This window comes from Aeromicrobium sp. (assembly GCF_023146395.1).
In the GTDB taxonomy this organism is placed as follows: domain Bacteria; phylum Actinomycetota; class Actinomycetes; order Propionibacteriales; family Nocardioidaceae; genus Aeromicrobium.
Map to the genome: position 1 here is coordinate 119,178 of NZ_JAGLCD010000006.1, position 23,076 is coordinate 142,253.

The window sequence follows — 23,076 nt, forward strand, 5'->3', positions numbered from 1 at the left end:
CCACGACCCCGGGGCCGGGCGTGAGCACCGCGACGGCGGAGTCGCAGCTGCTGCTGGACCTCGCGACCTCGGTGGGCCGAGAGGCCGCGGCGCTCGTGCGTCGCCTCAGGCCCGAGGGCCGCGTGCCCGTCGCCGACACCAAGACCAGTGCGACCGACCCCGTCACGGCGATCGACCGGGCGAGCGAGGAGCTCATCCGGGCCCGGGTGGCCGCAGCGCGGCCCGGCGACGGCTTCCTCGGCGAGGAAGGCGACACCGTCGTGGGCACGAGCGGTGTCGAGTGGGTCGTCGACCCGATCGACGGCACCGTCAACTTCATGTACGGCGTCCCGGCCTATGCCGTCTCGATCGCCGCGCGTCGGGGTGACCAGGTCCTGGCCGGCTTCGTCGTCAACGTGGCCGACGGCCGGGAGTGGGGAGCCACCCTGGGCGGGGGAGCGTTCCGCCTGGACGGGACACCGCGCCGCATCGCCGCGCCCGCGCCACCACCGGTCGCGCACCTGCTCGTCGCGACGGGCTTCGGGTACGAGCCCGAGGTCCGGGCGGCCCAGGGGGAGTCCGTCGCTCGGTTGCTGCCCCAGGTCCGCGACGTCCGTCGCGTCGGTGCGGCCGCCCTCGACCTGTGTGCCCTGGCCGAGGGCACCGTCGACGCCTACGTCGAGCAGGGTCTGCACCCGTGGGACCTGGCGGCAGGGGGTCTCGTGGCGACCGAGGCGGGGGTGCTGCTGGCCGGCCTGGACGGCCCTCCGGACCGCCGCCTCGTGATGGGCGCCCACCCTGACGTCGCGGCGGAATATTTCGCGCTCGTGCGCGCTTGTGGGTTCTGACGCGGCGCCGACAGCGGCGCTGGGGCCGGTGTGCAACAATCACCCGGCCGGACGCTCGACCCGCACCCGAGGTCGGGGTCTGTGACGTCGCTTGACCGCCCACACACCCGGGTACGCCTGACGCTGGAGGAACACACGCATGGCCACCGACTACGACGCTCCCCGCAAGACCGAGGAGGAGCAGTCCGAGGACTCCATCGAGGAGCTCAAGGCCCGCCGCCACGAGAAGAACTCCGGCAAGGTCGACGAGGACGAGGTCGAGGCGGCCGAGTCCTTCGAGCTGCCCGGTGCCGACCTCTCCCACGAGGAGCTCGCGGTCCAGGTCGTGCCGAAGCAGCTCGACGAGTTCACCTGCAGCTCGTGCTTCCTGGTGCACCACCGCAGCCAGCTCGCCGAGGAGAAGAACGGCCAGTTCATCTGCCGCGACTGCGCCTACTGAGTCCAGGTCTGGTCCGCGGGTCGGGCCCGACGGTCTGAGACGACCCGCGGCCGGCCTCGCCCCCTGGTCCGCCTAGCGCTTGCGGCTCTTCTTGTTCTTCTTCCTGGTGCTCGCGGCGTGCTCGGCCTTGGCCTCGGCGACCTCGTCGGCCATGCGGTCGCCCATGATGCCCTTCATGCCCGGCGGAAGCTGGCCCGTCGACCGGACCCAGTACTGAGCGGTCTGGCGACGCACCGCGACCTTGACGACCTGGACGAGGGCGCCGCCGACGATGGCCCACCCGATCGCCTCGCGGAGCTCGACCTCGGGATTGTCCGACGAGGTCGGGGGCTTGCGACCGGTGACGGCCCGCCACGCGCCGGCCGCCACGACCGGAGCCGCCGCGGAGGCCGCGAGGGTCGTGGAGCGGTCCATCAGCTTCCAGGCCGTCTTGGACCTGCGTCCCTGCTTCGGGGTGGGGGACGCCACCACCGGCGTCGCGTCCTTCGTGCGCTGACGTCGCTTGGCCACGGTCAGACTCCCTTCTGCGGTGCACCGCCGGCGGAGGTGCGGCGACCAGTCTGCCGCAGGTCCTCGATCGCGGCAGCCAGGTGATCGGGCCGACGACTTCCGAGCAGCCAGTACGGGTGGGGGTCGGCGGGGTCCTGGATCGTGACCCGCACGCCGGTGTCGATCCAGGGCCGGGTCGCGAGCCACGCGCGGACGTCGGCGCGCGGGCCCATGACCTCGCGGTACGCCGTGCGGTCGAGGATCTCGACCTCGCCCAGGAACTCCGGGGAGATGTGCGCGCGTCCGGCGTGCAGCTCGGCGTCGACCGCGACCTGCAACGCGCCGTAGGCGGCCACGAAGCCGTAGCCGACCGCCGCGGCCGCGGCCGCCGCGACGGCTGCGATGACCGGGGTGGTCGCGACGAAGACGAGCCAGCCGCACGTGAGACCGAATCCCGTGGCGCCGATCCACCAGGCGACGGGAGCGGTCAGGCGTTCGCGGTGCGTCACGGCGCCAGTCTAGGGTCGGCCCATGGTCTCCATCCCCCTGACCCGCCTCGATCCGGACGTCCCGGTGCCCTCCTACGCACGCCCGGGTGACGCCGGTGCCGACCTGGTCAGCACCGTCGAGGTCACGATCGCCCCGGGTGAGCGCGAGCTCGTGCCCACCGGCATCGCCCTCGCCCTGCCGGAGGGCCACGCGGCCTTCGTCCACCCGAGGTCCGGTCTGGCCTGGCGCCACGGTGTCTCGATCGTCAACACCCCCGGCACGATCGACGCCGGGTACCGTGGAGAGATCAAGGTCGTCCTGGTCAACCTCGACCCGCGCGAACCCTTCACGGTCCGCCGCGGCGACCGCATCGCCCAGCTCGTCGTGCAGCGGGTCGAGACCGCCCGTTTCGTCGAGGTCGACGCGCTCGACGAGACCGAGCGCGGGGTGGGCGGCTACGGGTCGACCGGGGGACACGAAAGCCTGCACCGGAAGGACGTCTGATGGGGATCTTCTCACCGCGCCGACGCACCGAGCGCGACGCCAGGGCCGAGGCCGAGGCTGACCAGGCCCGTGCTGAACGCGCCGTGGCAGCCGAGCAGGCTCAGGTGGACTCCGAGACCGCGGGGGGACCGTGGGACGTCGCCGACCAGCCCGAGCTGGGCCGGCGCCTCGACTTCGGGGCCCTGCGCTTCAGCGTCCCCGAGGGTTACGTCGTGCAGCGCCCCGCCAACGACGACGACGGACTGGTTCCGGTCGTGCTGCTGCGTGGTCCGGAGGGTGCTCTGCGCCTTCGGGTGTTCGCCGCGCCGCGCGACGGCGGCCTGTGGGACGAGCTGCGGGCCGACGTGGTGCGCGAGGTGCAGGAGCGCAAGGGCACGGCCGAGGAGGTCGACGGACCGTTCGGCACTGAGGTCCGGTGTGTCCTGCCGGTCACGACTCCCGACGGCGCCCCGGCCGTCCAGCCGAGCCGGGTCATCGGGGTCGACGGCCCCCGATGGACCGTCCGTGGCACGTTTCTCGGCCCCGTGGCCAAGGACCCCCGTGACGACGGCGACCTGATGGGCGTCTTCCGCGGTGCCGTCGTGGTGCGTGGACCCGAGGCGCGACGGCCGGGTGAGGTGCTGCCCCTGACCCTCCCGGCTGGTGCCCGCGAGCCCGCGGAAACGGACCAGTCCGGCAGCACGGGCGCGACGTCGGACGCCGACACGGACGCGTCGTAGGATCGAGACATGCCCGGAATCCTCAGCCGCGCGTTCGACCGGTTCACGACCGAGCAGCGCGATGCCGCCGACCTGCGTGACGACGCGGAGCGGTCGGGGTGCTGTCACATCGCCGACACCGTCGAGCGTGAGCGGGTCGCGATCCACGGCGTCGTGCGCAGCGTGACGCAGCGGTCGGTCGACGGCATCTCGACCCTCGAGGCCGAGCTGTACGACGGGTCCGACAGCGTCACCCTGGTGTGGCTGGGCCGCCGGCGCATCACCGGGATCTCGACGGGTCGCTCGCTGACCGCCAGGGGGCGGCTCGGCACCCGCGGCGGGCGGAAGGTCATCCACAACCCCGCGTACGAGCTCGATGCCTGAGCCCACCGTCGAGACCGTCGAGGAGCTCGTCCGCCGTCAGCTGGCGGCCGCCTTCGGGGGACTGCGAGGCGTCGTCGAGAGCGCAGTGCCCAGTCTGGCGTTCCTCGTCGCCTACCTGGTCACCGACGAGCTGCGACGCTCGATCGTCATCGCCGTCGCGGTGGCCCTCGTGCTGCTGGTGATCCGTCTCGTGCAGCGCAGCACCCCGCAGTTCGTCATCAACGCCCTGATCGTGATCGGCATCGGGGCGCTGTTCGCCTCGCGCTCAGGGGAAGCGCGTGACGTCTTCCTGCCCGGCATCCTCTACAACGGCGCTTACGCCGTCGTGCTGATCGGCACGATCCTGGTCGGGTGGCCCGTGGTCGGGTTCCTGGTCGGCAGCCTGAGCGGCGACGTCACCTCCTGGCACCGCGACAGTGCCCTGGTCGCGCTCTGCTCCCGGCTGACCTGGCTCCTGGCCGCGCCCTGCGTGCTGCGCGTCCTGGTGCAGTACCCGCTGTACGCCGCCGACGAGGTCGGGCTGCTGGGCACCGCGAAGATCGTGATGGGCTGGCCGCTGCAGGTCGCGGCGCTGCTCGCGATGGCGGCCCTGCTGAGCCGCAACTCCACGCCGGCGTCGGCGCTGACGCGACCAGCCCTCGGGACCGACGACGACGGCGTACCGCGCGATCCCGCCTGATCGCGGCACCCGGGCTAGGCTCGGCAGCGTGTCTCCCATCTTCTCCCTCGAGTTCCCGCAGAGCCTGGCGACGTTCGACGACTACGACGCCGCCCAGAAGGCGGTCGACGCCCTGTCGGACGCCGAGTTCCCCGTGCAGAACCTGCTCATCGTCGGCACCGACCTCAAGCAGGTCGAGCGCGTCACGGGCCGGCTCACGACCGGGCGCGTCGCCCTGGCCGGTGGCCTCTCGGGTCTGTGGCTCGGCGTCCTCGTCGGTCTGCTGATCGGGCTGTTCGCCTCCGAGACCCACCTCGCCCAGATCCTCGCCACGAGCGCCCTGGTGGGCGCGGGGTTCGGCGCCGTCTGGGGGCTGCTGGGCTACGCGGCGACGCGCGGTCGCCGCGACTTCAGCAGTGTCCGCACGGTCGTCGCCACGCGGTACGAGGTCCTGGTCGAGCACCGGCACCTCGCGCGGGCCAAGGAGCTCCTCGGTCCCGTGGGTCAGCCGGACCCCTTCGCCTGACCGGTTCGCCGGTCCGCGTGACGGGCGCGGGTCACCCCTTCGGGGCGAGCAGGGCCGCCAGCTCGGCCTCGGCGTCGGTCTGGGTCACGAAGAGCAGCTGGTCGCCGGCCTCGAGCGCGCGGTCGCGGTCCGGGCTGAGGATCGACGTGTCGCGCAGGATCGCGACCAGCAGCACGTCACTGGGCCACGGCACGTCGGCCACTCGCGTGCCGACGAGCGGCGAGTCCTCCGGCATCGTCAGCTCCACCAGGTTGGTGTTGCTCTGGCGGAACGTGAACAGGCGCACGAGGTCGCCGATCGCCACGGCCTCCTCCACGAGCGCGGCCATGAGCCGCGGGGTCGACACCGCGACGTCGACCCCCCACGACTCGCCGAACAGCCACTCGTTGGACGGGTGGTTGACCCGTCCCACGGTGCGCGGCACCGCGAACTCGGTCTTGGCGAGCAGGGAGATGACCAGGTTCGCCTTGTCGTCGCCGGTGGCCGAGATCACGACGTCGCACGTCTCGAGCCGTGCCTCCTCGAGCGAGGAGAGCTCGCACGCGTCGGCCAGCAGCCACTGAGCGCCGGGCACAGCCTCGGACCGGATCGACGCCGGGGACTTGTCGATCAGCAGGACGTGGTGACCGTTCTCGACGAGCTCGGTGGCCACCGAACGTCCCACGGCTCCTGCTCCAGCGATCGCGACGCGCATCAGTGGGCCTCCGTCCCTGCGTCGGGTCCGGACGTCAGCACCGCGTGCGCCGCCTCGGCGCGGTCGTCGCGCATGAAGACGCTCAGGTAGTCGCCCTCCTGGATCGCCATCGCCGCCGTCGGGACGACGCCGCTGCCGAGCCGGGTCACGTACGCGACCCGCACGTCGGCGGCCTCCTCGAGCTCGGAGATCGACCGCCCGACCCACCCGAACGGGGCGTAGACGCTGTCGAGCCGCAGCTCTCCGGACGGATCGCGCCACTGGGGCTCCGAACCGGCGGGCAGGAGCCGGCGCAGGACCTGGTCGGCCGCCCACGGAACGGTGGCGACGGTGGGGATGCCGAGCCGTTCGTAGACCTCGGCGCGGCCGGCGTCGTAGATCCGGGCGACGACGTTCGTGACGCCGAACAGCTCGCGCGCGACCCGCGCGGAGATGATGTTGGAGTTGTCGCCGCTGGAGACCGCGGCGAAGGCATCGGCCCGTTCGATCCCGGCCTGGCGCAGCACGTCGCGGTCGAAGCCCATGCCGGTCACGGTGAGCCCCCCGTACGTGGGTCCGAGCCTGCGGAACGCCTCGGCGTTGGAGTCGATCACGGCGGTCGTGTGGCCGCGTTCCTCGAGGCTGCGTGCGAGCGACGAGCCGACGCGTCCGCACCCCATGATGACGATGTGCACGAGGCGACGCTACACCGGCGGCGGGGCCGTCGCCGCGGTGCTGAGAGGTCGGACCGCCACGAGAGGGTGCGCCGGGCTGGGAGCGCCTCACGGCGCGTGGCCGCTCGTAGCGGCTGATGTTGAGACCCGGGGCTACCTCAGCCCGGCGCCCGCTCAGTCTAACGGCCGGCCCAACCCGTCACGAAGCCGTCAGGACAGCTGGCCCGCGCGCTCGACGGCCGCGGCGTGACGCAGCTGGCGGGCCAGGTCGAACAGCCTCGCCGCGCTCAACGGGTCACCGTTCTCGAGCTGGCCGCGGCCCACGGCGGCCACGTGGGCGAAGGCGGCAGCCCGGTCGAGCGTGACGTCGAAGTCCGAGCGCACGACTCCCCGCAGGACGGCATCGACGAGCCGGACGACGTCGTCGGGCGTGGGCGGCTCGACGACGCCCGCGAGCGCGTTCTGGACCGGGGCGTGGCTGACGCCGGCGGCGTACTCGCGCGCGGCCTGGTCGGGCTGGCGATGCACCCACGTGTGGATCAGGTAGAGGCGCCACAGGCATCCGGCGATCGTGTCGACGGGGCACGCCGCCCAGAGATCGGCGAGCGTGCCGAGCCCCTCGGTGTCGACCAGGTGCACGACCCGCTCGACCAGGGCCTCGTCGGCCGCGCTGTCGGTGCCGCGGACCAGCAGGTGCGCGATGCGGTGCCCGGCGGCCGTGGCCTCCGCGTGATCGGGGGTGCCGACGACGTCGCGGAACGCCGTGGGTCCGGGCAGGGCCGGCCGGTGGAAGTCACCCATGCCGATCGACGATACGCGTCAGGCGGTGAGCGCCTCGCTGAGCGGGGCGGCGATGAGCTCGACCTGCCAGGGACGGGCACCCTTCGCGGCCAGCGCCGCACCCACCGTGGCGGTCGAGAGCTCGGCCGGAGGCTCCCACGCGAGCTCGCGCACCAGTCCGGGGGAGATCAGGTTCTCCGCGGGAAGGTCGTGCCGGTCGGCCAGCGTCGTCACGACCTCGCGGCATCGGCCGAGACGGTCGGCGGCGTCGGGGTGCTTCTCGGCCCAGGCGCGGGGCGGTGGCGGGCCGTCGCCCCGGACGCTCGAGCGCGGCAGGTCGTCCTCGGGGAGGGCGAGTGCGGTGTCGATCGCGCGTTGCCAGTCGTTGAGGTGGCGCCGAGCCCCGCGTCCGCGCATCGTGCGCAGGCTCTTGAGGTCGTCGACGTCGGTGGGCGCCGCGGTGGCCATCTCGACGATGGCGGCGTCCGGGAGGACCCGTCCGGGGGTCGTGTCACGGCGTTGCGCGATCTCGTCGCGCGTCTGCCACAGCTCACGCACGAGCGCGAGGTTGCGACGTCCGCGAAGGCGGTGCATGCCGGACGTCCGGCGCCACCGGTCGGTCTTGGGCGCCGGCCCCGTGAACGTCAGCAGCGCAGCGAACTCCTGCCGGGCCCACGCGAGCTTGCCGGCCTTCTCGAGCTCGGCCTCCAGCAGGTCACGCAGCTCGACGAGCACCTCGACGTCGAGGGCTGCGTAGAGCAGCCAGGGGTCCGGGAGCGGTCGGGTCGACCAGTCGGCGGCCGAGTGCTCCTTGGCGAGGCTGTGGCCGAGGAACTGCTCGACCAGTGTCGCCAGGCCCACCCGGGGCAGGTTCAGCAGGCGGCCGGCGAGCTCGGTGTCGAACAGGGCCCGTGGGCGCATGCCGGCCTCGGTCAGGCAGGGGAGGTCTTGCGTCGCGGCGTGCAGGATCCACTCGCTGTCGCCGATCGCCGCGTCGAGCGCCGACAGGTCGTCGAACGGCACGGGGTCGACCAGGTGCGTGCCGGAGCCGACCCGACGCAGCTGCACGAGGTAGGCGCGCTGGGAGTACCGGTAGCCGGAGGCGCGTTCGGCGTCGATCGCGACCGGACCCGTGCCTGCGGCGATCGCGCGACACGTCGCGGCGTAGGCCTCCTCGGTGTCGACGACCGCCGGCAACGGGTCGCGCAGCGTCAGCGGCGGCAGACCGGCTTCCGGCTCGGGTGCGTCGGCGCCGGACGACGGCTCGTCGTTCGAGGGCTCGTTCTTCCGGGGCGCGTCCTTCGCGGGTGCGGGAGGGCCCGGCTCGGTGCCGGAGGAGTCGGCAGCTGGCGCCCGGGCCGGCTGCTTCTGGGGGTCGGGCGCCCGCGGCACGAGGAACTCCGGCTCGAAGGAGCTCACGGGCGGCCGCCGAGACTCGTGCCGAGGTGCCCGCGTCGCGGCAGGTAGGCCACGTCCGGGGCGAGCGGTGGGAGCCCGGCCACGGCGGCCAGGAGGTCGCTCCACGCGCCGAGGTGGTCGCCGACGCCCGTGAGCGGGGTCCAGGAGGCCCGGACCTCGACCTGTGACTGCGGTGCGTCCTCGACCATCGAGCCGAATCCCTCGGTGTGCACGACGGTGACGCTGCCCCCGATCGCGGTGGACTCCGCACCACGAGCCGCCAGAGCGTCCTCGAGCCAGCTCCACCCGACGGCCGGCAGGACGGGATCGGCCGCCATGTCGCCCTCGATGTCGGCGCGGGCGAACGTGACGCAGCGGAACGTGCCGTTCCAGGCGTCATGACCGGCCGGGTCGTGCAGCAGGATGAACCGGCCGCCCGCGAGCTCGTGGTCGGCCACGACGATCTCGCCGCTCAGGGCGTGTGCGAACGGGGCGATCCGGGTGGGGGCGGGCATCTGCTCGACCACGACCTCAGGCCGCACGGCGGCTGCCCTGAGCTGGTCGACGGCGGCGGTGAACTGGCTCGGCGTCCCGCCGAGCTCGTTGTGCGCACCCACATCGCGATGGTAGGGCGCGCGGTGGGTCAGCACCGGTCGACACTCCGCACCACACGGTGCGGGATCGCCTGGCGGCATGGGGCCGGATCGCCTGGCGGCACGGTGCGGGATCGCCTGGCGGCACGGTGCGGGATCGCGTGGGGCGCCGCGGGGAGCCGCCTGAGAGACTGGGCGGGTGACGACACCGCTCTCGGAAAGTCCCTTCCTGCGTGCCTGCCGCGGCGAGGCGCCCGCCCACGTACCGGTCTGGTTCATGCGCCAGGCCGGCCGGTCGCTGCCGGAGTACCGCAAGCTTCGCGAGGGCGTCGCGATGCTCGACTCGTGCTTCACGACCGAGCTCGTCGTGGAGATCACGATGCAGCCCGTGCGACGCCACGGGGTGGACGCGGCGATCTTCTTCTCGGACATCGTCGTGCCGCTCAAGGCGATCGGGGTCGACCTCGACATCGTTCCCGGGGTCGGGCCGGTCATCGCCGAGCCGATCCGTTCACGCGCGCAGCTCGCGCAGCTCCGCGACCTCGAGCCCGACGACGTCGCTCCGGTCCTGGCGGCCGTCACGGCCCTCGTCGGCGAGCTCGGCTCGACTCCGCTGATCGGATTCGCCGGTGCCCCGTTCACGCTGGCCTCCTACCTCGTCGAGGGGCGACCCTCGCGCGACTACCGCCACACCAAGGCCCTGATGCACAGCGATCCCGAGCTCTGGCACGACCTGATGGGGCGCATCGCCGCCATCGCCGGGCAGTTCCTGCGCCTGCAGGTGCAGGCCGGTGCCTCGGCGGTGCAGGTGTTCGACTCCTGGGCGGGGGCGCTCAGCCTCGCCGACTACCGCACGTTCTCGCAGCCGCACTCGACGGCCGTGCTGGACGCCGTGGCCGATCTCGACGTGCCGCGCATCCACTTCGGCGTCGGCACGGGTGAGCTCCTCGGCGCGATGGGCGAGGCCGGCGCCGACGTCGTCGGAGTCGACTGGCGCATCCCGCTCGACGACGCGGTGCGACGCATCGGTCCGGAGCGCGCGGTCCAGGGCAACCTCGACCCCACGGTGCTGTTCGCGCCGACCGCCGTCGTCGAGCGCGAGGCGCGCCGCGTGCTCGACGAGGGCCGCGCGGCCCGCGGGCACGTCTTCAACCTGGGCCACGGCGTGCTGCCCGAGACCGACCCGGACGCGCTCACCCGGCTCGTCGACGTCGTGCACGCCTACGAGCTCGACTGATGCGGGTCGCGGTCGTCGGGGCCGGCATCGCGGGCCTGACGGCGGCCTGGGAGCTGGGCCGCCGCGGGCACGAGGTCGTCGTGCTGGACGGTGCCGACCACATCGGCGGCAAGCTCCTCTCGGGACACGTCGGTGGCGTGCAGCTCGACCTCGGCGCCGAGTCGGTGCTGGCTCGCCGTCCGGAGGCGGTGGGCCTGATCGAGGCGGTCGGTCTGGCCGATCAGCTGCAGCATCCCGTCACCACGCGTGCCGGGGTGTGGACCCGCGGCGCCATCCGGCCGCTGCCGCCGACCGTGCTGGGCGTGCCGTCGGACCTCGAGGCCCTGGCGGCGAGCGGCATCGTCGACGACGTGCGGGCCGAGTCCGTGCCCGTGCCGGACCAGGACGTGTCGGTGGGCGAGTTCGTCACGGCGCGGGCCGGCCGTGAGGTGCTCCAGCGTCTGGTGGAGCCCCTGCTCGGCGGGGTCTACGCGGGCCACGCCGACGCCCTCTCGCTGCGGGCCGCCGCACCCCAGCTGCTCGCCCTCGGCGACGACCCCGTCACCGCTGCGGTGGCGGCACGGGCGGCCGCCTCCGACGCCCCCGTCGCGCCGGTCTTCGCCGGTCTCGTCGGGGGAGTCGGCACCCTGCCCCAGGCCGTTGCCGACCGCTCCGGCGCGGAGGTCCGCACCGGCAGCACCGTGCGCCTCGTGGAGCGGTCCGGCGACGGCTGGCGCCTGCTGACCGGTCCGGTCGGTGACGTGGAGGAGGTGCGCGCCGACGCGGTCGTCGTCGCGACGCCCGCCCCGGCCACGGCACGGCTCTTGGCCGAGGTGGCCCCCGACGCCGCCTTCGCCCTCGCGGGCCTGGACTACGCGAGCGTCGCGCTCGTCACGATCGTGCTGGCGGAGCACTTCGAGCTGGCCGGCTCGGGATTCCTCGTGCCGCCGGTCGACGACCGGTTCGTGAAGGCCGCCACCTTCAGCTCCACCAAGTGGGCGTGGGTCGCTGACTCCGGCCGCACGGTCCTGCGCGCCTCGGTGGGGCGTGCGGGGGAGTCCCGTGCCCTGCAGCTGGGCGACGGCGAGCTCGTCGACCGGGTCCTGGCCAACCTGGCCGAGGCGGTCGGACGGCTGCCGCGACCCGCCGACACGCACGTGCAGCGCTGGGGCGGTGCCCTTCCGCAGTACGAGGTCGGCCACCTGGACCGGGTCGCCACCGTGCGGTCCTCGGTCGCGAGCGCCCGAGGACTCGAGGTCTGCGGCGCGGCCTACGACGGCGTCGGCATCGCGGCCGTCGTGGCCGGTGCCCAGGCCGCTGTCACGAGGCTGTTGGACGAGTTGGGAGACTGACCCCATGACCGAGCGGACTGAACGCGTGGCCAACCAGGGCAAGCTGGCCAAGGAGATCAACGACACGATCCGGTACACGATGTGGTCGGTGTTCCGGCTCGACCGCGTCCTGGGCGATGCCGACCGTGCCGCCGAGGCCGCCGAGGTCGACGACCTCGTGGCACGGCTGGCCGATCAAGACGTGGTCGTCCGCGGGAGCTACGACGTCAGCGGCATCCGCGCCGACGCCGACCTCATGGTGTGGTGGCACGCCCCGACCGCTGACGCGCTCCAGGCCGCCTACAACGCGTTCCGGCGCACCGCGCTCGGCAGCCGCATGGCGCCGGTGTGGTCGCAGACGGCGCTGCACCGCCCGGCCGAGTTCAACCGGTCTCACGTCCCGGCCTTCATGGCCGACGAGCAGGTGCGCGACTGGGTCTGTGTCTACCCGTTCGTGCGCTCGTACGAGTGGTACCTGCTGCCGGAGGACGAGCGCCGCGACATGCTCAAGGAGCACGGCATGCAGGCGCGGCCGTACCCGGACGTCCGCGCCAACACCGTGGCGTCCTTCGCTCTCGGCGACTACGAGTGGATCCTGGCCTTCGAGGCCGACGAGCTCCACCGGATCGTCGACCTCATGCGTGAGCTGCGGGCCAGCCGGGCCCGCCGGCACGTGCGCGAGGAGATCCCGTTCTACACCGGCCGCCAGCACACGTGGAGCGAGCTGACCGAGCTCTGGCCCTGAGCCGCCGGGCGGACCGTCGCTCGCCGGCGGGTGCGGGTCAGGCGTCGTCGGGACGCAGCTGCAGGGCGATGCCGTTGATGCAGTAGCGCTGGTCGGTCGGGGTGTCGAAGCCCTCGCCCTCGAAGACGTGGCCGAGGTGCGAACCACAGGTCGCGCAGCGCACCTCGGTGCGGGTGCGGAACATCGACCTGTCCTCGACGTACTCGACGCTGTCGCCGGCCAGCGGGCTGTAGAAGGCCGGCCAGCCGCAGTGCGCGTCGAACTTGGTCTCGCTGCGGAACAGCTCGGCGCCGCACGCGCGACACGCGTAGACGCCGACCGTGGGATCAGTCTCGTACGAACTGCTGCCGGGGCGCTCGGTGCCGGCCTGGCGGAGCACGTGGTACTCCGCCGCGCTCAGCTCGGAGCGCCACTCCTCGTCGGTCTTGGCGACGTCGTACGTGTGGTCGGTGTCCTGCTTGCTCATGTCAGCGTGCCTGTCCGTCGAAGGGAACGTGCTCGATCAGGTGGAGGGTGGGGACGTCGAGCGCGCGCTTGGCGCGCGCGGACCAGTCGAGCCCGAAGAACTCCTTCACGAAGTGGGGCTCGGTGAGGATGATCGCCTCGTCGGCCGAGTGCTCGCGCACGACGCGGACCAGCTCGTCGACCGGATCGTCGTCGGTCAGGAGCGGGACGACCACCTGGTCACGGGAGCGCAGCAGGGCGGCGCTCGCGTCGAGCTCCTCGGCGCCCTGGCGGCGGACCTCGTCGGCCGCGTCGAGCACGAGCTCCGGAGCCACGGCCGGCGCGATCTCACCGGTGCCGAGCGAGCTGAGCGACGACGCGAGGGCCGCCGAGGAGCTCTCGACCGGGAGGATCAGGTGGTAGGTGACGGTGTCGTCCAACGCCTCGTGCAGCGCGACCAGCTGGTCGGCGTCGAGGTCGTTGAGCGCCCGTTCCACGAGGACGGCCACGGTGTACATGTGGCCAGCCTACGACCGTGATCCCAGTTCTGTCGGGTCGCGCAGCCAGCGCGTCAGCAGCACCTCGCCCGCGACCACGACGTGCGCCAGACGCAAGCCGCGATCCACGGCAGGGGCGCCGCTCGTCAAGCGCGGTCCGGCACCGCCCGCGAGCTGGGGAGCGACCGTGAGGCAGACCTCGTCGACGAGGTCCGCGGCGACCAGCGCGCCCGCCAGGTGGGGGCCGCCCTCGCACAGCACGCGGTGCCAGCCTCGCGCGGCGAACGCGGCGAGCACGACAGGCCAGTCGATCTGCTCGTCGCCTGCCGCGACCAGCTCGACGTCGAGCCCAGTGTGGGACGCGGCGCGGGTCGTGGTGACGACGACCGTGCCGCCCGTCAGGAGGGACGCCGGGACGTCGAGGCGGGAGGACACGACCGCGAGCGCGGGGACGAGATCCAGGCCCGCGGCCCGACGCCGCTCGGTGTCGACCGAGGCGCTCGTGATCGGCCCGTATCCCTCGTCGCGGGCCGTGCCGGCGCCCACGAGCACGACGTCGCAGGCGTTGCGCATCGCTGCGTACGCGTCGTGGTCGGCCTCGCCCCCGAGTCCGCCCGAGACGCCGTCGGCGCCCGTCACGGAGCCGTCGACGGTGCTCACGAAGTTCAGGCGCACCCAGGGACGTGGTGCTCCGGCCCGGTCGGTGCCGACCGGATGGGCGTAGAGGGTCGCGAGCTCGTCGGCGCCAGGACGCTCGGGGCGGATCGTGGTCACGGTGGTCATACTGCCCTCATGGCGACCGAGCTGCGCGACATCCTCTCCCACACGGGCCCGCTCGACCTGGCAGGCCTGGATCCGCGCTCGAGGCCGGGCTTCGACGGCGACAAGGGAGACGGCAAGGCGGCGCTGGCCGCGATGGGCCCGGAGCTCGCCGAGCTCCAGGAGAAGCTGTACGCCGGAGGCCGCGCGGACTCGACCCCGCGCAAGGTCCTGCTGGTCCTGCAGGGCATGGACACCTCGGGCAAGGGCGGCACGATCCGCGCGGTGGCCGGACTGGTCGATCCCCAGGGACTCGCGCTGGCCTCGTTCGGGAAGCCGACCGAGGCCGAGCTCGCCCACGACTTCCTGTGGCGGGTCGACGCCCGTCTGCCTGCCGCAGGCCAGATCGGGGTGTTCGACCGCTCGCACTACGAGGACGTCCTGATCGGTCGGGTCCGGTCGCTCGCACCGCCGGCGGAGATCGAGCGACGCTACCGGGCGATCGTCGATTTCGAGCAGCGATTCGTCGACGGCGGCGGCGTCCTGCTCAAGTGCCTGCTGCACATCGATCGCGACGTCCAGGCCGACCGCCTCCGGGCGCGCCTGGAGGATCCGACGAAGTTCTGGAAGTACGACCCCGCCGACCTGGACGAACGCGCGCTGTGGGACGACTACCGGGCCGCGTACGAGCTGGCGGTCGAGCGCACCGCGAGCCCGGTGGCCCCGTGGTACGTCGTGCCGTCGGGACGCAAGTGGTACCGCAACTGGGCCGTCGCGACGCTGCTGCTCGAGACCCTGCGCTCGCTCGAGCTCGACTGGCCCCGCGCCGACTTCGACCCGGCCGCCGAGCTGGCTCGACTGGACGGCGAGTCCGAGGAGTGAGCGGGGCGGTGCGTCCCGGGGTCCAGGCTGTGCGTCAGGAGCTCAGGCGCCCGTGAACAGGTGGTCGAACGACACCAGTCCGACCGCACCGACGGCGTACCGCGCCAGGATGATCGAGGCGATCTCCTGGTCGACCCCGAGCGGCTCGGCCACGGCGACCGCCCCGGCCTCGTAGGACAGCTCCCGGACACGGTCGGGGAGCACCCCCGGAGCCAGGAACAGCATCCCGACGGCGATGTGCCGGCGACCGTCGGCGCGGTGGGCCCGCACCGCCTCGCCCGCCGCCGGCGGCACGCTCGACGCGAACGCCGCGATCGTCGGCAGGCGGTGGTGGGCACCCCAGGCGCGCGCCGCCCGGGCGATCGCCGCGTTCGCGACCGCATCGGTGGAGCCCGCTCCGGCGAGCACGAGGGCGTCGAGCTCGCGCACACGACGGTCCTTGAGCGCCTCACGCAGACGCGCGTCGAGCACCCGGAACAGGGCGCCCTCGATGCCGAGCACCTCGGTCGTCTGGATCCGCAGGTCGTCGTGCCGTTTCGCGGCGGCCGCCACGACGGCGGGGACGTCGTACTTCGCGTGGTACGCCTCGGTCAGCAGCAACGGCACGACGACGATCTCGGAGTGACCCTCGGCCACGAGTCGGTCGACGACGCTGTCGAGATCGGGAGCACTGTGGTCGAGGAAGGCGGGAGCCACGCGGAGGTCAGGACGCAGGCACGCGACCAGCTCCGTCAGGGCGGTGATGGTGCGGGCCGACCGCGGGTCGCGGCTGCCGTGCGCCAGGGCAATGAGTGCAGGTGCGCTCATGGTGTCCTCCTTTCGTCGTGCTCGGCCCCGAGCGGTGACGCGGTGCGGGGCTGGGCGTGGGTCGTGATGGTGGTGGGGTCGAGCTGGCCGATGAACGAGAGCTTGAAGGCGCGCAGGCAGCTGCGGCACTCCCAGGCCCCATGCGTCTCGCCGTGCGGACGCAGGTCCTCGTCGGCGCAGTAGGGACAGTGGAACGGCACCGCGCGACCGGTCATCGCTCTGCACCTCTCATGCGATCGGTCATCGCTGTGCACGTCTCGCGATCGGTCATCGCAGGGCCTCCTCGTCGGCCCGAGCGACCCAGCCGGCGAACGACTCGCCCTCGGTGCGCTCGGCGAGGTAGCCCCGGGTCAGGCGCTCGACGTAGTCGGGCAGCTGGGCCCCGGTGACCTTGTGGGCGCGGATCTTGCGGCCGAAGCCCGCCTGCAGGCCGAGCGCCCCGCCCAGGTGCACCTGGAAGCCCTCGACCTGCTCACCGTTCTCGTCGAGGACGAGCTGGCCCTTCAGGCCGATGTCGGCGGTCTGGATCCGGGCGCACGAGTTGGGGCAGCCGTTGATGTTGACCGTGATCGGAGTGTCGAGGTCGGGGACGCGCTGCTCCAGCTCGTCCACCAGGTCGATGCCGCGCTGCTTGGTCTCGACGATCGCGAGCTTGCAGTACTCGATGCCGGTGCACGCCATCGTGTTCTGGCGCCATGCGGACGGCCGCGCCTGGAGACCGATCTCGGCGAGCGCGGCGACGAGCGACTCGACCTGGTCCTCCTCGACGTCGAGCACGACGAGCTTCTGCATCGGCGTCGTGGCGACCCGCTGCGAGCCGTGCGCCTCGACGATGTCGGCGACCTGGCTCAGCAGGGTCCCGGAGATCCGACCGACCGCCGACGCGACGCCGACGTAGTAGCGACCGTCGTTCTGGCGGTGGATGCCAACGTGGTCGACCGGCGTGGCGGGCACCTCGGGAGCGTCCAGGTCGATCAGCTCGCGGTCCAGGTACTCGGTCTGCAGGACGTCGCGGAACTTCTCGATGCCCCAGTCGGCCACGAGGAACTTCAGACGGGCGCGCGCTCGCAGGCGTCGGTAGCCGTAGTCGCGGAAGATGCTGACGATGCCCTCCCAGACCTGCGGCACCTCGGCGATCGGGACCCAGGCGCCGAGCCGCTGCGCGAGCATCGGGTTGGTCGACAGGCCGCCGCCGACCCAGACGTCGAAGCCCGGCCCGTGCTCGGGATGGACCGCACCGATGAAGGCGATGTCGTTGATCTGGGGGACCACGTCGTGACCGGGGTGGCCACTGATGGCCGACTTGAACTTGCGGGGGAGGTTCGAGAACGCCTGGTCGCCGATGTAGCGGCTCTCGATCGCGTCGATCGCGGGTCGGGCATCGATGATCTCGGCCTCCGAGACCCCGGCGACCGGGCTGCCGAGGATGACACGGGGGCAGTCGCCGCACGCCTCCTGCGTGGACAGGCCCACCGACTCCAGCCTCTGCCAGATGGTCGGGACGTCACGGACGTCGATCCAGTGGTACTGGACGTTCTGGCGGTCGGTCAGGTCCGCGGTGTCGCGGGCGTAGGTCGTGGAGATCTCCCCGATCGTGCGCAGCTGCTCGAGGTTGAGCTGCCCGCCGTCGATGCGGACGCGCAGCATGAAGTGCTCGGCGTCGAGCTGCTCCGGCTCGAGCGTGGCGGTCTTGCCGCCGTCGATCCCGGCCTTGCGCTGCGTGTAGAGCCCCCACCAACGAAAGCGTCCGCGCAGGTCGCCCGGGTCGATGCTGTCGAACCCGCGGTGCGCGTAGATGTTCTCGATGCGGGCGCGCACGTTGAGCGGGTTGTCGTCCTTCTTGGACTGCTCGTTGGCGTTGAGCGGCTCGCGGTAGCCCAGGGCCCACTGGCCCTCGCCGCGCTTGGGGCGGGGACGGCGAGGCGGGGTGGTGTCGGACGGAGCCATGGGTTTCCTCACGGGAGGAGCGCACGGCGGGGCCTCGAGACACGGCGGTCGCCGCGCGCCCGGACGATCAGGTGGTCAACGGGAGCGCTGGTCAGCGACACATCGAGGAGCGCGCACGACCCAGGTCGACGTGGAGACGCTCCACGAGCCAGACGGGGTGTGCGGACTTCATGCCACGAGTGTGTCGGCGGCCGGGACATCCGCCAAACCACGGTCTCGACATGTGAACACCGCATCCAGATCGTGAGACAAGGGCACCATGCATCCCACGTCTGCATGGGCAGGTGTGGGGTGCGTCACGCCCAGCGGCTCACTCCGCGGCCGGCAGCAGCGCGCTGATCGCGTACGTGCCGATGACCGCCGCGGCCGTCGACGCCGCGACCGCGACCGCGGCGACGTCCCAGGGCAGCAGCCCGGCCGTGGCCAGGCCCAGCGTGGCGGCCGGGTGGAACACGACCACCAGGGCGATCGGGCCCGTGCCTCCTGCGACCACGGCGGGCACGCCGGCCAGCGCCACCGGGGCGGTCCCGTCGATCGCGAGGGTGACCCAGGCGGCCGTCAGGCCGGCGAGAGTGGCGGCGATCGCCGCCACGGCCAACGACGGCTCACCGATCACGAGGGTGGGTCCGAGCTGGTCGGCGAGCGCGTTCGCCGCGGCGCCGATCGCGACCGCCACGACCGCCTGGACCGCCAGGACCGGGAGCAGGTTGCCCCAGGGGGACCGGCCGACGATCGCGAGCGTGAGGCCCGCGAGCGTGCCGGTCTCGCCGATCCTGCTGGCGTCGTCCTCGGCGGGCAGCGCCGCGAACCAGGTCATCAGCACGGCCACGAGGGCCACCACCGCGACCGTGAGCACCGGATCGCTGGCCCGGAGGGCGGCGAGGGCCGCGAGCACGACGATCGCGCCGTGGAGGGCTGCGGAGGTGAGAGTGCGCACGTCAGGCTCCTGTCGGGAGTGGCCAGGCGACGATCGCCGCCCGGTCGGACCTCCGGGGGAGCGTACCGAAGGTGGCCGCCCAGACCCTGCGGACGCGTCCGCTCGAGGTCCCGGGCTCCGGGGTCGCGGGCCGATACGGTGGGCCCCATGTCGGCCTTCCGCACAGGCTGGCCGGACCCCGTGAGGCAGGTGCCGCACGTCTCGGCCCATGCCTTCAGCAACTGCTTCCGCAATCGCGTCACCGGTCTGGCGGCCGAGGCGGCCTTCTTCGCGATCCTCTCGCTGCCGCCGCTGGTGTTCGGACTCGCCGGCGCGATCGGCTTCATCGCCGAGCGCTACCAGGTCGCGCAGGTCGACGTGCTCAAGGACCGGGTCATCGACCTGGCCTCGCGCGCGCTGACCGACAGCACGGTCGACGCGGTCATCACGCCGACGCTCGACGAGGTCCTGCGGGGCGGACGGTTCGACGTCGTCTCGATCGGCTTCCTGCTGGCTCTGTGGTCGGGGTCGCGGGCGCTCAACGTCTTCATCGACACCATCACGATCATGTACGGCCTCGGCGGCCACCGCGGCATCGTCAAGACCCGCGCGCTCTCGTTCGGCCTTTATGTCGTCGCCCTGGTCCTCGGCATCGTGCTCGTGCCGCTGCTGCTCGCCGGGCCCGACGTCGTCCAGGCCGTGACGCCGGACCGCGTCGACTTCCTCACCCAGCTGTACTGGCCCACCGTGCTGCTGCTCTCGGTCGGGTTCCTGTGCACGCTGTACCACCTGGCGGTCCCGATCCGGAAGACCTGGCGGTCGGGGCTCCCGGGCGCCTTCTTCACGTTGGGGATGTGGATCCTCGGGGCCTACTTCGTGCGGTGGGTCCTGGGGTTCAGCAGCGGCGGCTCGTCGATCTACGGCCCGCTGGCGGCGCCGATCGCGGTGCTGCTCCTGCTCTACGTGCTCTCGATCGCGGTGTTGATCGGCGCGGCGATCAACGCGGCGTACGACGAGATCCGGCACCCGGACGAGCAATCGATCGACGATCCCGCTGCCGTGTCGGACCCCGGCCCGGCGACGAGCGCGACGGGCTCGTCACCGGCGCTGTGACGGTCATCGCGTGACGGAGACCCAGCCGATCGCGCCGCTGATGGAGGCGAGCTCGTCCGGTGTCAGCTCGATCGCCGAGCTCGCGGTTCCGCAGGCTGGGAAGACTGTCGTGAACCGGCGCAGCGACTCGTCGAGGTGCACGACGGTTCCGGGCGGGTTGGCGAAGGGGCAGACGCCGCCGACGGGATGTCCGGTGACCCGCTCGACGTCCTCGGCGCGCACCATCTGGGCCTTGCGGCCGAAGGTGGCCTTGTAGGCCGCGTTGTCGATCCGGGCATCACCGGCCGCGACCACCAGGACGCAGGCGTCCGGGTCGTCGGAGCGCAGGGCGATGGTCTTGGCGATGCGCGCCGGCTCGACCCCGAGGGCCGCGGCCGCCAGCTCGACCGTCGCGCTGGAGACCTCCGGCACGATCACGTCCCCCTCGCGCCCGAAGGTGGCCAGATGGGCGCGGACCGACGCGAGTGACATGCGGCGATGCTAGGCCAGGCTCACGCCGTCGAGGTAGAACCAGAGGCCGTCCTCGCGCACGAACCGGCTCGTCTCGTGCTGCTTGCCCGGTCCGTTCGGCCCGCGGTAGTGGGCGACGAACTCGACGAGCGCGGTGTCGGTGCGCTCGACGTCCAGGCGCGTCCACCGGATCGTGGGGTCCAGCTCGAGGGTGGCCGGTCTGGTCGAGCGGTGCCAGGTCCGCAGCAGGTGGGCGGAGTCGCCGAGGGCGAACGCGCTGAACCGGGAGCGCATGAGCTGCTCGGGAGTCGTGGCCGCGGCGTGGTCGGCCAGCACGCGCCCGCAGCAGGCGTCGAGGGGGAGTCCGCTCGTGCACGGGCATCGTGAGCTCACGACACCTCCCTCTGAATAGACAAAACCCCCGGAATCGGCGAGGAATCCGGGGGTCTTGCTGTGGGCGATACTGGGTTTGAACCAGTGACCTCTTCCGTGTCAGGGAAGCGCGCTACCGCTGCGCCAATCGCCCGTGGGTGTTCAGTTGTGCGATCGAGGTGGGTACGGGATTTGAACCCGTGTACACGGATTTGCAGTCCGTTGCCTCGCCTCTCGGCCAACCCACCGCTGGATGGGCCGTAACCCGATTCCGAGCGGACAACGAGATTCGAACTCGCGACCCTCACCTTGGCAAGGTGATGCTCTACCACTGAGCTATGTCCGCACTGGCCTCTTGCGAGGCCGAGAAGAAACATTAGCCCACACGGCCCGCCGAGCCCAAACCGGGGTCGCGTACCGTGACGGCATGCGGGTGTGGATCGACGGACGCGTGCTGGAATCGCCGCACGAACGGGCCGTGAGCGTGCTCGACCACGGTCTCGTGGTGGGCGATGGCGTGTTCGAGACCATCAAGGTCGAGCACGGGCGTCCCTTCGCGTTGACGCCGCACCTGGACCGCCTGGGCCGTTCGGCCGTGGGCCTCGGGATCGGGGAGCCTGATCTCGACGCGATCCGGTCCGGCGTGGCGTCGACGCTCGACGGGCAGGAGCTGCCGTTCGGTCGCATCCGCATCACCGTGACCTCGGGTCCGGGGCCGCTGGGGTCACCACGGGGCGACGGCCCGCAGACCTCGGTCGTGGTCACCGAGCCGTGCGACCGGCCTCCGCCGGTGAGCCGGGTCGTCACGGTGCCGTGGCCGCGCAACGAGCGAGGTGCGCTGGCCGGGCTCAAGACGACGTCGTACGGCGAGAACGCACTGATGGTCGAGGCCGCCCGAGCGCGGGGCGCCTCCGAGGCGATCATGCCCAACACGCGCGGTGAGGTCTGCGAGGGCACGGGATCCAATCTCGTCTACGTCCTCGACGGTCGCGTCGTCACGCCGACCCTGTCGGCCGGGCCGCTCGCGGGTGTCACGCGGGGGATCCTGCTCGCGTGGGCCGACGGCGAGCTCGAGATCCACGAGGAGGACCACCCGATCGAGGTCCTCGGTGCAGCCGAGGAGGTCATGCTCGTCGGCACCACGCGCGACGTGCAGGCCGTCGAGCGGGTCGACGACCGCGAGCTCGCCGCGCCAGGCCCGCTGACCCGCCGGCTGCAGGAGATCTGGGCGCGCGGGAGCGCGCGGAGCCCGGGTCTGTGGGGCCTGGACGGGTAGCCCGCCTCGGGCGGCGGCGTGTCCCGACCCCGGATTCGTGGCGGCCCCCGAGGTTGGGCTAAGGTGACTGTCGCACAGCGGGCGATTGGCGCAGTGGTAGCGCGCTTCGTTCACACCGAAGAGGTCACTGGTTCGAACCCAGTATCGCCCACCGCTGAGGAGCCCCGGACGGCCAGCAGGCCTCCGGGGCTTCTCGCGTTCAGGCCTCAGGCCAGGCGTGCCGAGGCGTCCCGGTTGACCTCGGCGATGACCGCACTCGTGAAGGCGTCGGCGAGTGCGGCGTCGTCGCGCAGCGAGGCGGGGAAGCACGGCACCGCGATCGAGCTGCCGTCGACACTCAACCGTGCGGTCGTCTGGATCGTGAACTCGCTGCCGAGCTCGGACCGCCCGGTCGAGGTGCCGTCGAGCTCCAGGACGGCGCCGTCGATCGGGATCGACTGGACCGTGACGTCGTCGGGGGTGCCGCTCAAGGGGTCCTCCCAGGGCCCCGTGCCCGTCGCCACGACCCTGACGAGGCGTTTCGGCAGCAGCGCCGTGTAGGCCACGCTGGATCCGCCGTCGGGCAGATCGGCGCGTTCGCCGAACTCGGCGATCACGTTGCCGCCCTGGGTGGCTGCGAAGAACGGCAGCCAAACCGCGTGCGGCGGGATTCGAATGCCCTGGTTGAGCCGCCGCAGTCGATCTCTGACGCTGTCGCCCGCGATGTTCACATGCTGCCCTTCTGTCGTGCCGGAGATCCTTGAGGGTATCGGCGGGGGCTGCCCCCGGTGCTCCGTGCATCATGGGCGCATGCGTCCCCTCGTCGTCGGTGTTCTGGCCTGTCTCCCGCTGCTGTCCGCCTGCGGCGGCAACGGCGTCGAGTCGGCGCGGGCGGCGGCGACCGAGCTGGGCTGCGAGGACGTCCAGGAGGACGAGGTCGTGGGGTCCGACGAGACGCTCACCTGCACCGTCGACGGCAACAGCTACCGGATCGCCTGGTTCGCCGATCGCGAGAGCCGCGACCTCTACCGCACGGCCGCCGAGAACGTGAAGGAGTACTTCGAGGACGCCGGGGAGGACCCGCCGGGCGAGTCCGGCGTGGTCTTCGGCGACAACTGGGGCGTGGAGTGCCTCGACACCTCGTGCGACGAGGTCCTCGAGGTCCTCGGCGGCGAGCGGATCTAGCCTGACCCCCACCCCGGACGTGCGC

At 72.4% G+C, this 23,076-nt stretch carries 31 protein-coding genes and 4 tRNA genes; 15 read left to right on the top strand and 20 right to left on the bottom strand.

Translation table 11 applies throughout. The features are described from left to right. Positions 1 to 20 precede the first annotated feature (20 nt). Positions 21 to 827: an inositol monophosphatase family protein gene (locus tag KAG51_RS05635; protein ID WP_290581505.1), complete on the top strand. Its 807-nt coding sequence runs from the start codon at positions 21 to 23 to the stop codon at positions 825 to 827. A 139-nt stretch (positions 828 to 966) separates the two neighbouring features. Then, positions 967 to 1,266: a DUF4193 domain-containing protein gene (locus KAG51_RS05640; protein WP_290581507.1), complete on the top strand. Its 300-nt coding sequence runs from the start codon at positions 967 to 969 to the stop codon at positions 1,264 to 1,266. A 72-nt stretch (positions 1,267 to 1,338) separates the two neighbouring features. Here the strand turns inward: KAG51_RS05640 and KAG51_RS05645 are convergent, their stop codons facing one another. After that, the gene (locus KAG51_RS05645) at positions 1,339 to 1,776 is read right to left on the bottom strand and encodes a DUF4235 domain-containing protein (protein ID WP_290581510.1); all 438 of its coding nucleotides are present in this window, start codon (positions 1,774 to 1,776) and stop codon (positions 1,339 to 1,341) included. Between the two features lie 2 nt (positions 1,777 to 1,778). Continuing rightward, entirely contained in the window at positions 1,779 to 2,264 is a 486-nt protein-coding gene (locus KAG51_RS05650) for a DUF3093 domain-containing protein (RefSeq protein ID WP_290581512.1), read from the bottom strand. A 22-nt stretch (positions 2,265 to 2,286) separates the two neighbouring features. Between KAG51_RS05650 and dut the strand changes: the two genes are divergently transcribed. Genes dut through KAG51_RS05675 form a run of 5 tightly spaced genes read left to right on the top strand, consistent with a single transcriptional unit; the run spans position 2,287 to position 5,014 of the window. Then, a complete protein-coding gene (gene dut, locus KAG51_RS05655) occupies positions 2,287 to 2,748 on the top strand; it encodes a dUTP diphosphatase (protein ID WP_290581514.1) in 462 nt (153 codons plus the stop codon). After that, a complete protein-coding gene (locus KAG51_RS05660) occupies positions 2,748 to 3,467 on the top strand; it encodes a DUF3710 domain-containing protein (protein ID WP_290581516.1) in 720 nt (239 codons plus the stop codon). Before dut ends, KAG51_RS05660 begins: the two co-directional genes overlap by 1 nt. Before the next feature lie 9 nt (positions 3,468 to 3,476). Further along, complete coding sequence (locus tag KAG51_RS05665; protein WP_290581518.1) at positions 3,477 to 3,830, top strand: DNA-binding protein; 354 nt, start codon at positions 3,477 to 3,479, stop codon at positions 3,828 to 3,830. Then, positions 3,823 to 4,509, top strand: coding sequence for a DUF3159 domain-containing protein (locus KAG51_RS05670; RefSeq protein ID WP_290581520.1), 687 nt, complete (start codon positions 3,823 to 3,825; stop codon positions 4,507 to 4,509). The genes KAG51_RS05665 and KAG51_RS05670 overlap by 8 nt, the downstream gene beginning before the upstream one ends. A 28-nt stretch (positions 4,510 to 4,537) precedes the next feature. Continuing rightward, positions 4,538 to 5,014, top strand: coding sequence for a general stress protein (locus KAG51_RS05675; RefSeq protein WP_290581522.1), 477 nt, complete (start codon positions 4,538 to 4,540; stop codon positions 5,012 to 5,014). A gap of 31 nt (positions 5,015 to 5,045) precedes the next feature. Here the strand turns inward: KAG51_RS05675 and KAG51_RS05680 are convergent, their stop codons facing one another. From KAG51_RS05680 to KAG51_RS05700, 5 genes are all read right to left on the bottom strand, one after another. Continuing rightward, the gene (locus KAG51_RS05680) at positions 5,046 to 5,708 is read right to left on the bottom strand and encodes a TrkA family potassium uptake protein (RefSeq protein ID WP_290581524.1); all 663 of its coding nucleotides are present in this window, start codon (positions 5,706 to 5,708) and stop codon (positions 5,046 to 5,048) included. Then, on the bottom strand, positions 5,708 to 6,382 hold the full coding sequence (locus KAG51_RS05685) for a TrkA family potassium uptake protein (protein WP_290581526.1): 675 nt from the start codon (positions 6,380 to 6,382) through the stop codon (positions 5,708 to 5,710). The genes KAG51_RS05680 and KAG51_RS05685 overlap by 1 nt, the downstream gene beginning before the upstream one ends. 189 nt (positions 6,383 to 6,571) lie before the next feature. Further along, positions 6,572 to 7,162: a hypothetical protein gene (locus KAG51_RS05690; RefSeq protein WP_290581528.1), complete on the bottom strand. Its 591-nt coding sequence runs from the start codon at positions 7,160 to 7,162 to the stop codon at positions 6,572 to 6,574. Between the two features lie 18 nt (positions 7,163 to 7,180). Further along, complete coding sequence (locus tag KAG51_RS05695; protein WP_363316144.1) at positions 7,181 to 8,560, bottom strand: HRDC domain-containing protein; 1,380 nt, start codon at positions 8,558 to 8,560, stop codon at positions 7,181 to 7,183. Beyond that, complete coding sequence (locus KAG51_RS05700) at positions 8,557 to 9,156, bottom strand: DUF3000 domain-containing protein (protein WP_290581531.1); 600 nt, start codon at positions 9,154 to 9,156, stop codon at positions 8,557 to 8,559. Before KAG51_RS05700 ends, KAG51_RS05695 begins: the two co-directional genes overlap by 4 nt. A 175-nt stretch (positions 9,157 to 9,331) precedes the next feature. Between KAG51_RS05700 and hemE the strand changes: the two genes are divergently transcribed. From hemE to hemQ, 3 genes are read left to right on the top strand one after another with little or no spacing between them, the layout of a single operon-like run. Next, positions 9,332 to 10,369 (top strand): uroporphyrinogen decarboxylase, encoded by a 1,038-nt coding sequence (gene hemE / locus KAG51_RS05705; RefSeq protein ID WP_290581533.1) that lies wholly within the window; start codon positions 9,332 to 9,334, stop codon positions 10,367 to 10,369. Then, entirely contained in the window at positions 10,369 to 11,700 is a 1,332-nt protein-coding gene (hemG, locus tag KAG51_RS05710; protein WP_290581544.1) for a protoporphyrinogen oxidase, read from the top strand. Before hemE ends, hemG begins: the two co-directional genes overlap by 1 nt. Positions 11,701 to 11,704: 4 nt before the next feature. Next, positions 11,705 to 12,424, top strand: a complete 720-nt coding sequence (gene hemQ, locus KAG51_RS05715) for a hydrogen peroxide-dependent heme synthase (protein WP_290581546.1) — start codon at positions 11,705 to 11,707, stop codon at positions 12,422 to 12,424. A gap of 37 nt (positions 12,425 to 12,461) precedes the next feature. Here the strand turns inward: hemQ and msrB are convergent, their stop codons facing one another. Genes msrB through KAG51_RS05730 form a run of 3 tightly spaced genes read right to left on the bottom strand, consistent with a single transcriptional unit; the run spans position 12,462 to position 14,148 of the window. Then, positions 12,462 to 12,890 carry a peptide-methionine (R)-S-oxide reductase MsrB gene (gene msrB / locus KAG51_RS05720; protein ID WP_290581548.1) on the bottom strand — a complete coding sequence of 143 codons (429 nt, stop codon included), beginning with the start codon at positions 12,888 to 12,890 and terminating at the stop codon, positions 12,462 to 12,464. Position 12,891: 1 nt separating this feature from the next. After that, complete coding sequence (locus KAG51_RS05725; protein WP_290581550.1) at positions 12,892 to 13,386, bottom strand: hypothetical protein; 495 nt, start codon at positions 13,384 to 13,386, stop codon at positions 12,892 to 12,894. Between the two features lie 9 nt (positions 13,387 to 13,395). Next, entirely contained in the window at positions 13,396 to 14,148 is a 753-nt protein-coding gene (locus tag KAG51_RS05730) for a dihydrofolate reductase family protein (protein ID WP_290581552.1), read from the bottom strand. Positions 14,149 to 14,157: 9 nt separating this feature from the next. On the opposite strand from KAG51_RS05730, the gene KAG51_RS05735 reads away from it, so the two are divergent. Then, complete coding sequence (locus KAG51_RS05735; RefSeq protein ID WP_290581554.1) at positions 14,158 to 15,006, top strand: PPK2 family polyphosphate kinase; 849 nt, start codon at positions 14,158 to 14,160, stop codon at positions 15,004 to 15,006. Positions 15,007 to 15,048: 42 nt separating this feature from the next. Here the strand turns inward: KAG51_RS05735 and KAG51_RS05740 are convergent, their stop codons facing one another. The 4 genes from KAG51_RS05740 to KAG51_RS05755 all read right to left on the bottom strand — a co-directional run bounded on the left by KAG51_RS05740 (position 15,049) and on the right by KAG51_RS05755 (position 18,697). After that, positions 15,049 to 15,813, bottom strand: a complete 765-nt coding sequence (locus KAG51_RS05740; RefSeq protein ID WP_290581556.1) for a CbiX/SirB N-terminal domain-containing protein — start codon at positions 15,811 to 15,813, stop codon at positions 15,049 to 15,051. Next, the gene (locus tag KAG51_RS05745; protein WP_290581558.1) at positions 15,810 to 16,028 is read right to left on the bottom strand and encodes a hypothetical protein; all 219 of its coding nucleotides are present in this window, start codon (positions 16,026 to 16,028) and stop codon (positions 15,810 to 15,812) included. Before KAG51_RS05745 ends, KAG51_RS05740 begins: the two co-directional genes overlap by 4 nt. 52 nt (positions 16,029 to 16,080) lie before the next feature. Continuing rightward, positions 16,081 to 17,760, bottom strand: a complete 1,680-nt coding sequence (locus KAG51_RS05750) for a nitrite/sulfite reductase (protein WP_290581560.1) — start codon at positions 17,758 to 17,760, stop codon at positions 16,081 to 16,083. 310 nt (positions 17,761 to 18,070) lie between these two features. Next, a complete protein-coding gene (locus KAG51_RS05755) occupies positions 18,071 to 18,697 on the bottom strand; it encodes a hypothetical protein (protein ID WP_290581562.1) in 627 nt (208 codons plus the stop codon). A gap of 147 nt (positions 18,698 to 18,844) precedes the next feature. On the opposite strand from KAG51_RS05755, the gene KAG51_RS05760 reads away from it, so the two are divergent. Then, positions 18,845 to 19,789, top strand: a complete 945-nt coding sequence (locus tag KAG51_RS05760) for a YihY/virulence factor BrkB family protein (RefSeq protein WP_290581564.1) — start codon at positions 18,845 to 18,847, stop codon at positions 19,787 to 19,789. A gap of 3 nt (positions 19,790 to 19,792) precedes the next feature. Here KAG51_RS05760 and KAG51_RS05765 read toward each other — a convergent pair whose 3' ends face one another. From KAG51_RS05765 to KAG51_RS05785, 5 genes are all read right to left on the bottom strand, one after another. Continuing rightward, complete coding sequence (locus KAG51_RS05765) at positions 19,793 to 20,260, bottom strand: YbaK/EbsC family protein (protein WP_290581566.1); 468 nt, start codon at positions 20,258 to 20,260, stop codon at positions 19,793 to 19,795. Between the two features lie 9 nt (positions 20,261 to 20,269). Further along, complete coding sequence (locus tag KAG51_RS05770) at positions 20,270 to 20,632, bottom strand: YchJ family metal-binding protein (protein WP_290581568.1); 363 nt, start codon at positions 20,630 to 20,632, stop codon at positions 20,270 to 20,272. Positions 20,633 to 20,693: 61 nt separating this feature from the next. Beyond that, positions 20,694 to 20,765 (bottom strand) — tRNA-Val (locus tag KAG51_RS05775). 23 nt (positions 20,766 to 20,788) lie between these two features. Beyond that, positions 20,789 to 20,859: transfer RNA gene (locus KAG51_RS05780), tRNA-Cys, on the bottom strand. Between the two features lie 26 nt (positions 20,860 to 20,885). Further along, positions 20,886 to 20,957, bottom strand: a tRNA-Gly gene (locus tag KAG51_RS05785). Positions 20,958 to 21,038: 81 nt separating this feature from the next. Here KAG51_RS05785 and KAG51_RS05790 point away from each other — a divergent pair. Both KAG51_RS05790 and KAG51_RS05795 read left to right on the top strand, forming a co-directional pair. Then, on the top strand, positions 21,039 to 21,887 hold the full coding sequence (locus KAG51_RS05790; RefSeq protein WP_290581570.1) for an aminotransferase class IV: 849 nt from the start codon (positions 21,039 to 21,041) through the stop codon (positions 21,885 to 21,887). A gap of 79 nt (positions 21,888 to 21,966) precedes the next feature. Then, positions 21,967 to 22,038, top strand: a tRNA-Val gene (locus KAG51_RS05795). A gap of 55 nt (positions 22,039 to 22,093) precedes the next feature. Here KAG51_RS05795 and KAG51_RS05800 read toward each other — a convergent pair. After that, the gene (locus tag KAG51_RS05800; protein ID WP_290581572.1) at positions 22,094 to 22,597 is read right to left on the bottom strand and encodes a hypothetical protein; all 504 of its coding nucleotides are present in this window, start codon (positions 22,595 to 22,597) and stop codon (positions 22,094 to 22,096) included. 79 nt (positions 22,598 to 22,676) lie between these two features. Here KAG51_RS05800 and KAG51_RS05805 point away from each other — a divergent pair, with 79 nt between their 5' ends. After that, positions 22,677 to 23,051 (top strand): hypothetical protein, encoded by a 375-nt coding sequence (locus KAG51_RS05805; RefSeq protein ID WP_290581574.1) that lies wholly within the window; start codon positions 22,677 to 22,679, stop codon positions 23,049 to 23,051. The last annotated feature ends 25 nt before the right edge of the window (positions 23,052 to 23,076 follow it).

What these genes read in the sequence shown, in the direction of transcription:
- KAG51_RS05640 (WP_290581507.1), top strand. Translation starts at nt 967, where the DNA reads ATGGCCACCGACTACGACGCTCCCCGCAAGACCGAGGAGGAGCAGTCC.
- dut (WP_290581514.1), top strand. Translation starts at nt 2,287, where the DNA reads ATGGTCTCCATCCCCCTGACCCGCCTCGATCCGGACGTCCCGGTGCCC.
- KAG51_RS05660 (WP_290581516.1), top strand. Translation starts at nt 2,748, where the DNA reads ATGGGGATCTTCTCACCGCGCCGACGCACCGAGCGCGACGCCAGGGCC.
- KAG51_RS05665 (WP_290581518.1), top strand. Translation starts at nt 3,477, where the DNA reads ATGCCCGGAATCCTCAGCCGCGCGTTCGACCGGTTCACGACCGAGCAG.
- KAG51_RS05670 (WP_290581520.1), top strand. Translation starts at nt 3,823, where the DNA reads ATGCCTGAGCCCACCGTCGAGACCGTCGAGGAGCTCGTCCGCCGTCAG.
- KAG51_RS05680 (WP_290581524.1), bottom strand. Translation starts at nt 5,708, where the DNA reads ATGCGCGTCGCGATCGCTGGAGCAGGAGCCGTGGGACGTTCGGTGGCC.
- KAG51_RS05690 (WP_290581528.1), bottom strand. Translation starts at nt 7,162, where the DNA reads ATGGGTGACTTCCACCGGCCGGCCCTGCCCGGACCCACGGCGTTCCGC.
- hemG (WP_290581544.1), top strand. Translation starts at nt 10,369, where the DNA reads ATGCGGGTCGCGGTCGTCGGGGCCGGCATCGCGGGCCTGACGGCGGCC.
- hemQ (WP_290581546.1), top strand. Translation starts at nt 11,705, where the DNA reads ATGACCGAGCGGACTGAACGCGTGGCCAACCAGGGCAAGCTGGCCAAG.
- msrB (WP_290581548.1), bottom strand. Translation starts at nt 12,890, where the DNA reads ATGAGCAAGCAGGACACCGACCACACGTACGACGTCGCCAAGACCGAC.
- KAG51_RS05725 (WP_290581550.1), bottom strand. Translation starts at nt 13,386, where the DNA reads ATGTACACCGTGGCCGTCCTCGTGGAACGGGCGCTCAACGACCTCGAC.
- KAG51_RS05730 (WP_290581552.1), bottom strand. Translation starts at nt 14,148, where the DNA reads ATGACCACCGTGACCACGATCCGCCCCGAGCGTCCTGGCGCCGACGAG.
- KAG51_RS05735 (WP_290581554.1), top strand. Translation starts at nt 14,158, where the DNA reads ATGGCGACCGAGCTGCGCGACATCCTCTCCCACACGGGCCCGCTCGAC.
- KAG51_RS05740 (WP_290581556.1), bottom strand. Translation starts at nt 15,813, where the DNA reads ATGAGCGCACCTGCACTCATTGCCCTGGCGCACGGCAGCCGCGACCCG.
- KAG51_RS05745 (WP_290581558.1), bottom strand. Translation starts at nt 16,028, where the DNA reads ATGACCGGTCGCGCGGTGCCGTTCCACTGTCCCTACTGCGCCGACGAG.
- KAG51_RS05750 (WP_290581560.1), bottom strand. Translation starts at nt 17,760, where the DNA reads ATGGCTCCGTCCGACACCACCCCGCCTCGCCGTCCCCGCCCCAAGCGC.
- KAG51_RS05760 (WP_290581564.1), top strand. Translation starts at nt 18,845, where the DNA reads ATGTCGGCCTTCCGCACAGGCTGGCCGGACCCCGTGAGGCAGGTGCCG.
- KAG51_RS05765 (WP_290581566.1), bottom strand. Translation starts at nt 20,260, where the DNA reads ATGTCACTCGCGTCGGTCCGCGCCCATCTGGCCACCTTCGGGCGCGAG.
- KAG51_RS05790 (WP_290581570.1), top strand. Translation starts at nt 21,039, where the DNA reads ATGCGGGTGTGGATCGACGGACGCGTGCTGGAATCGCCGCACGAACGG.
- KAG51_RS05805 (WP_290581574.1), top strand. Translation starts at nt 22,677, where the DNA reads ATGCGTCCCCTCGTCGTCGGTGTTCTGGCCTGTCTCCCGCTGCTGTCC.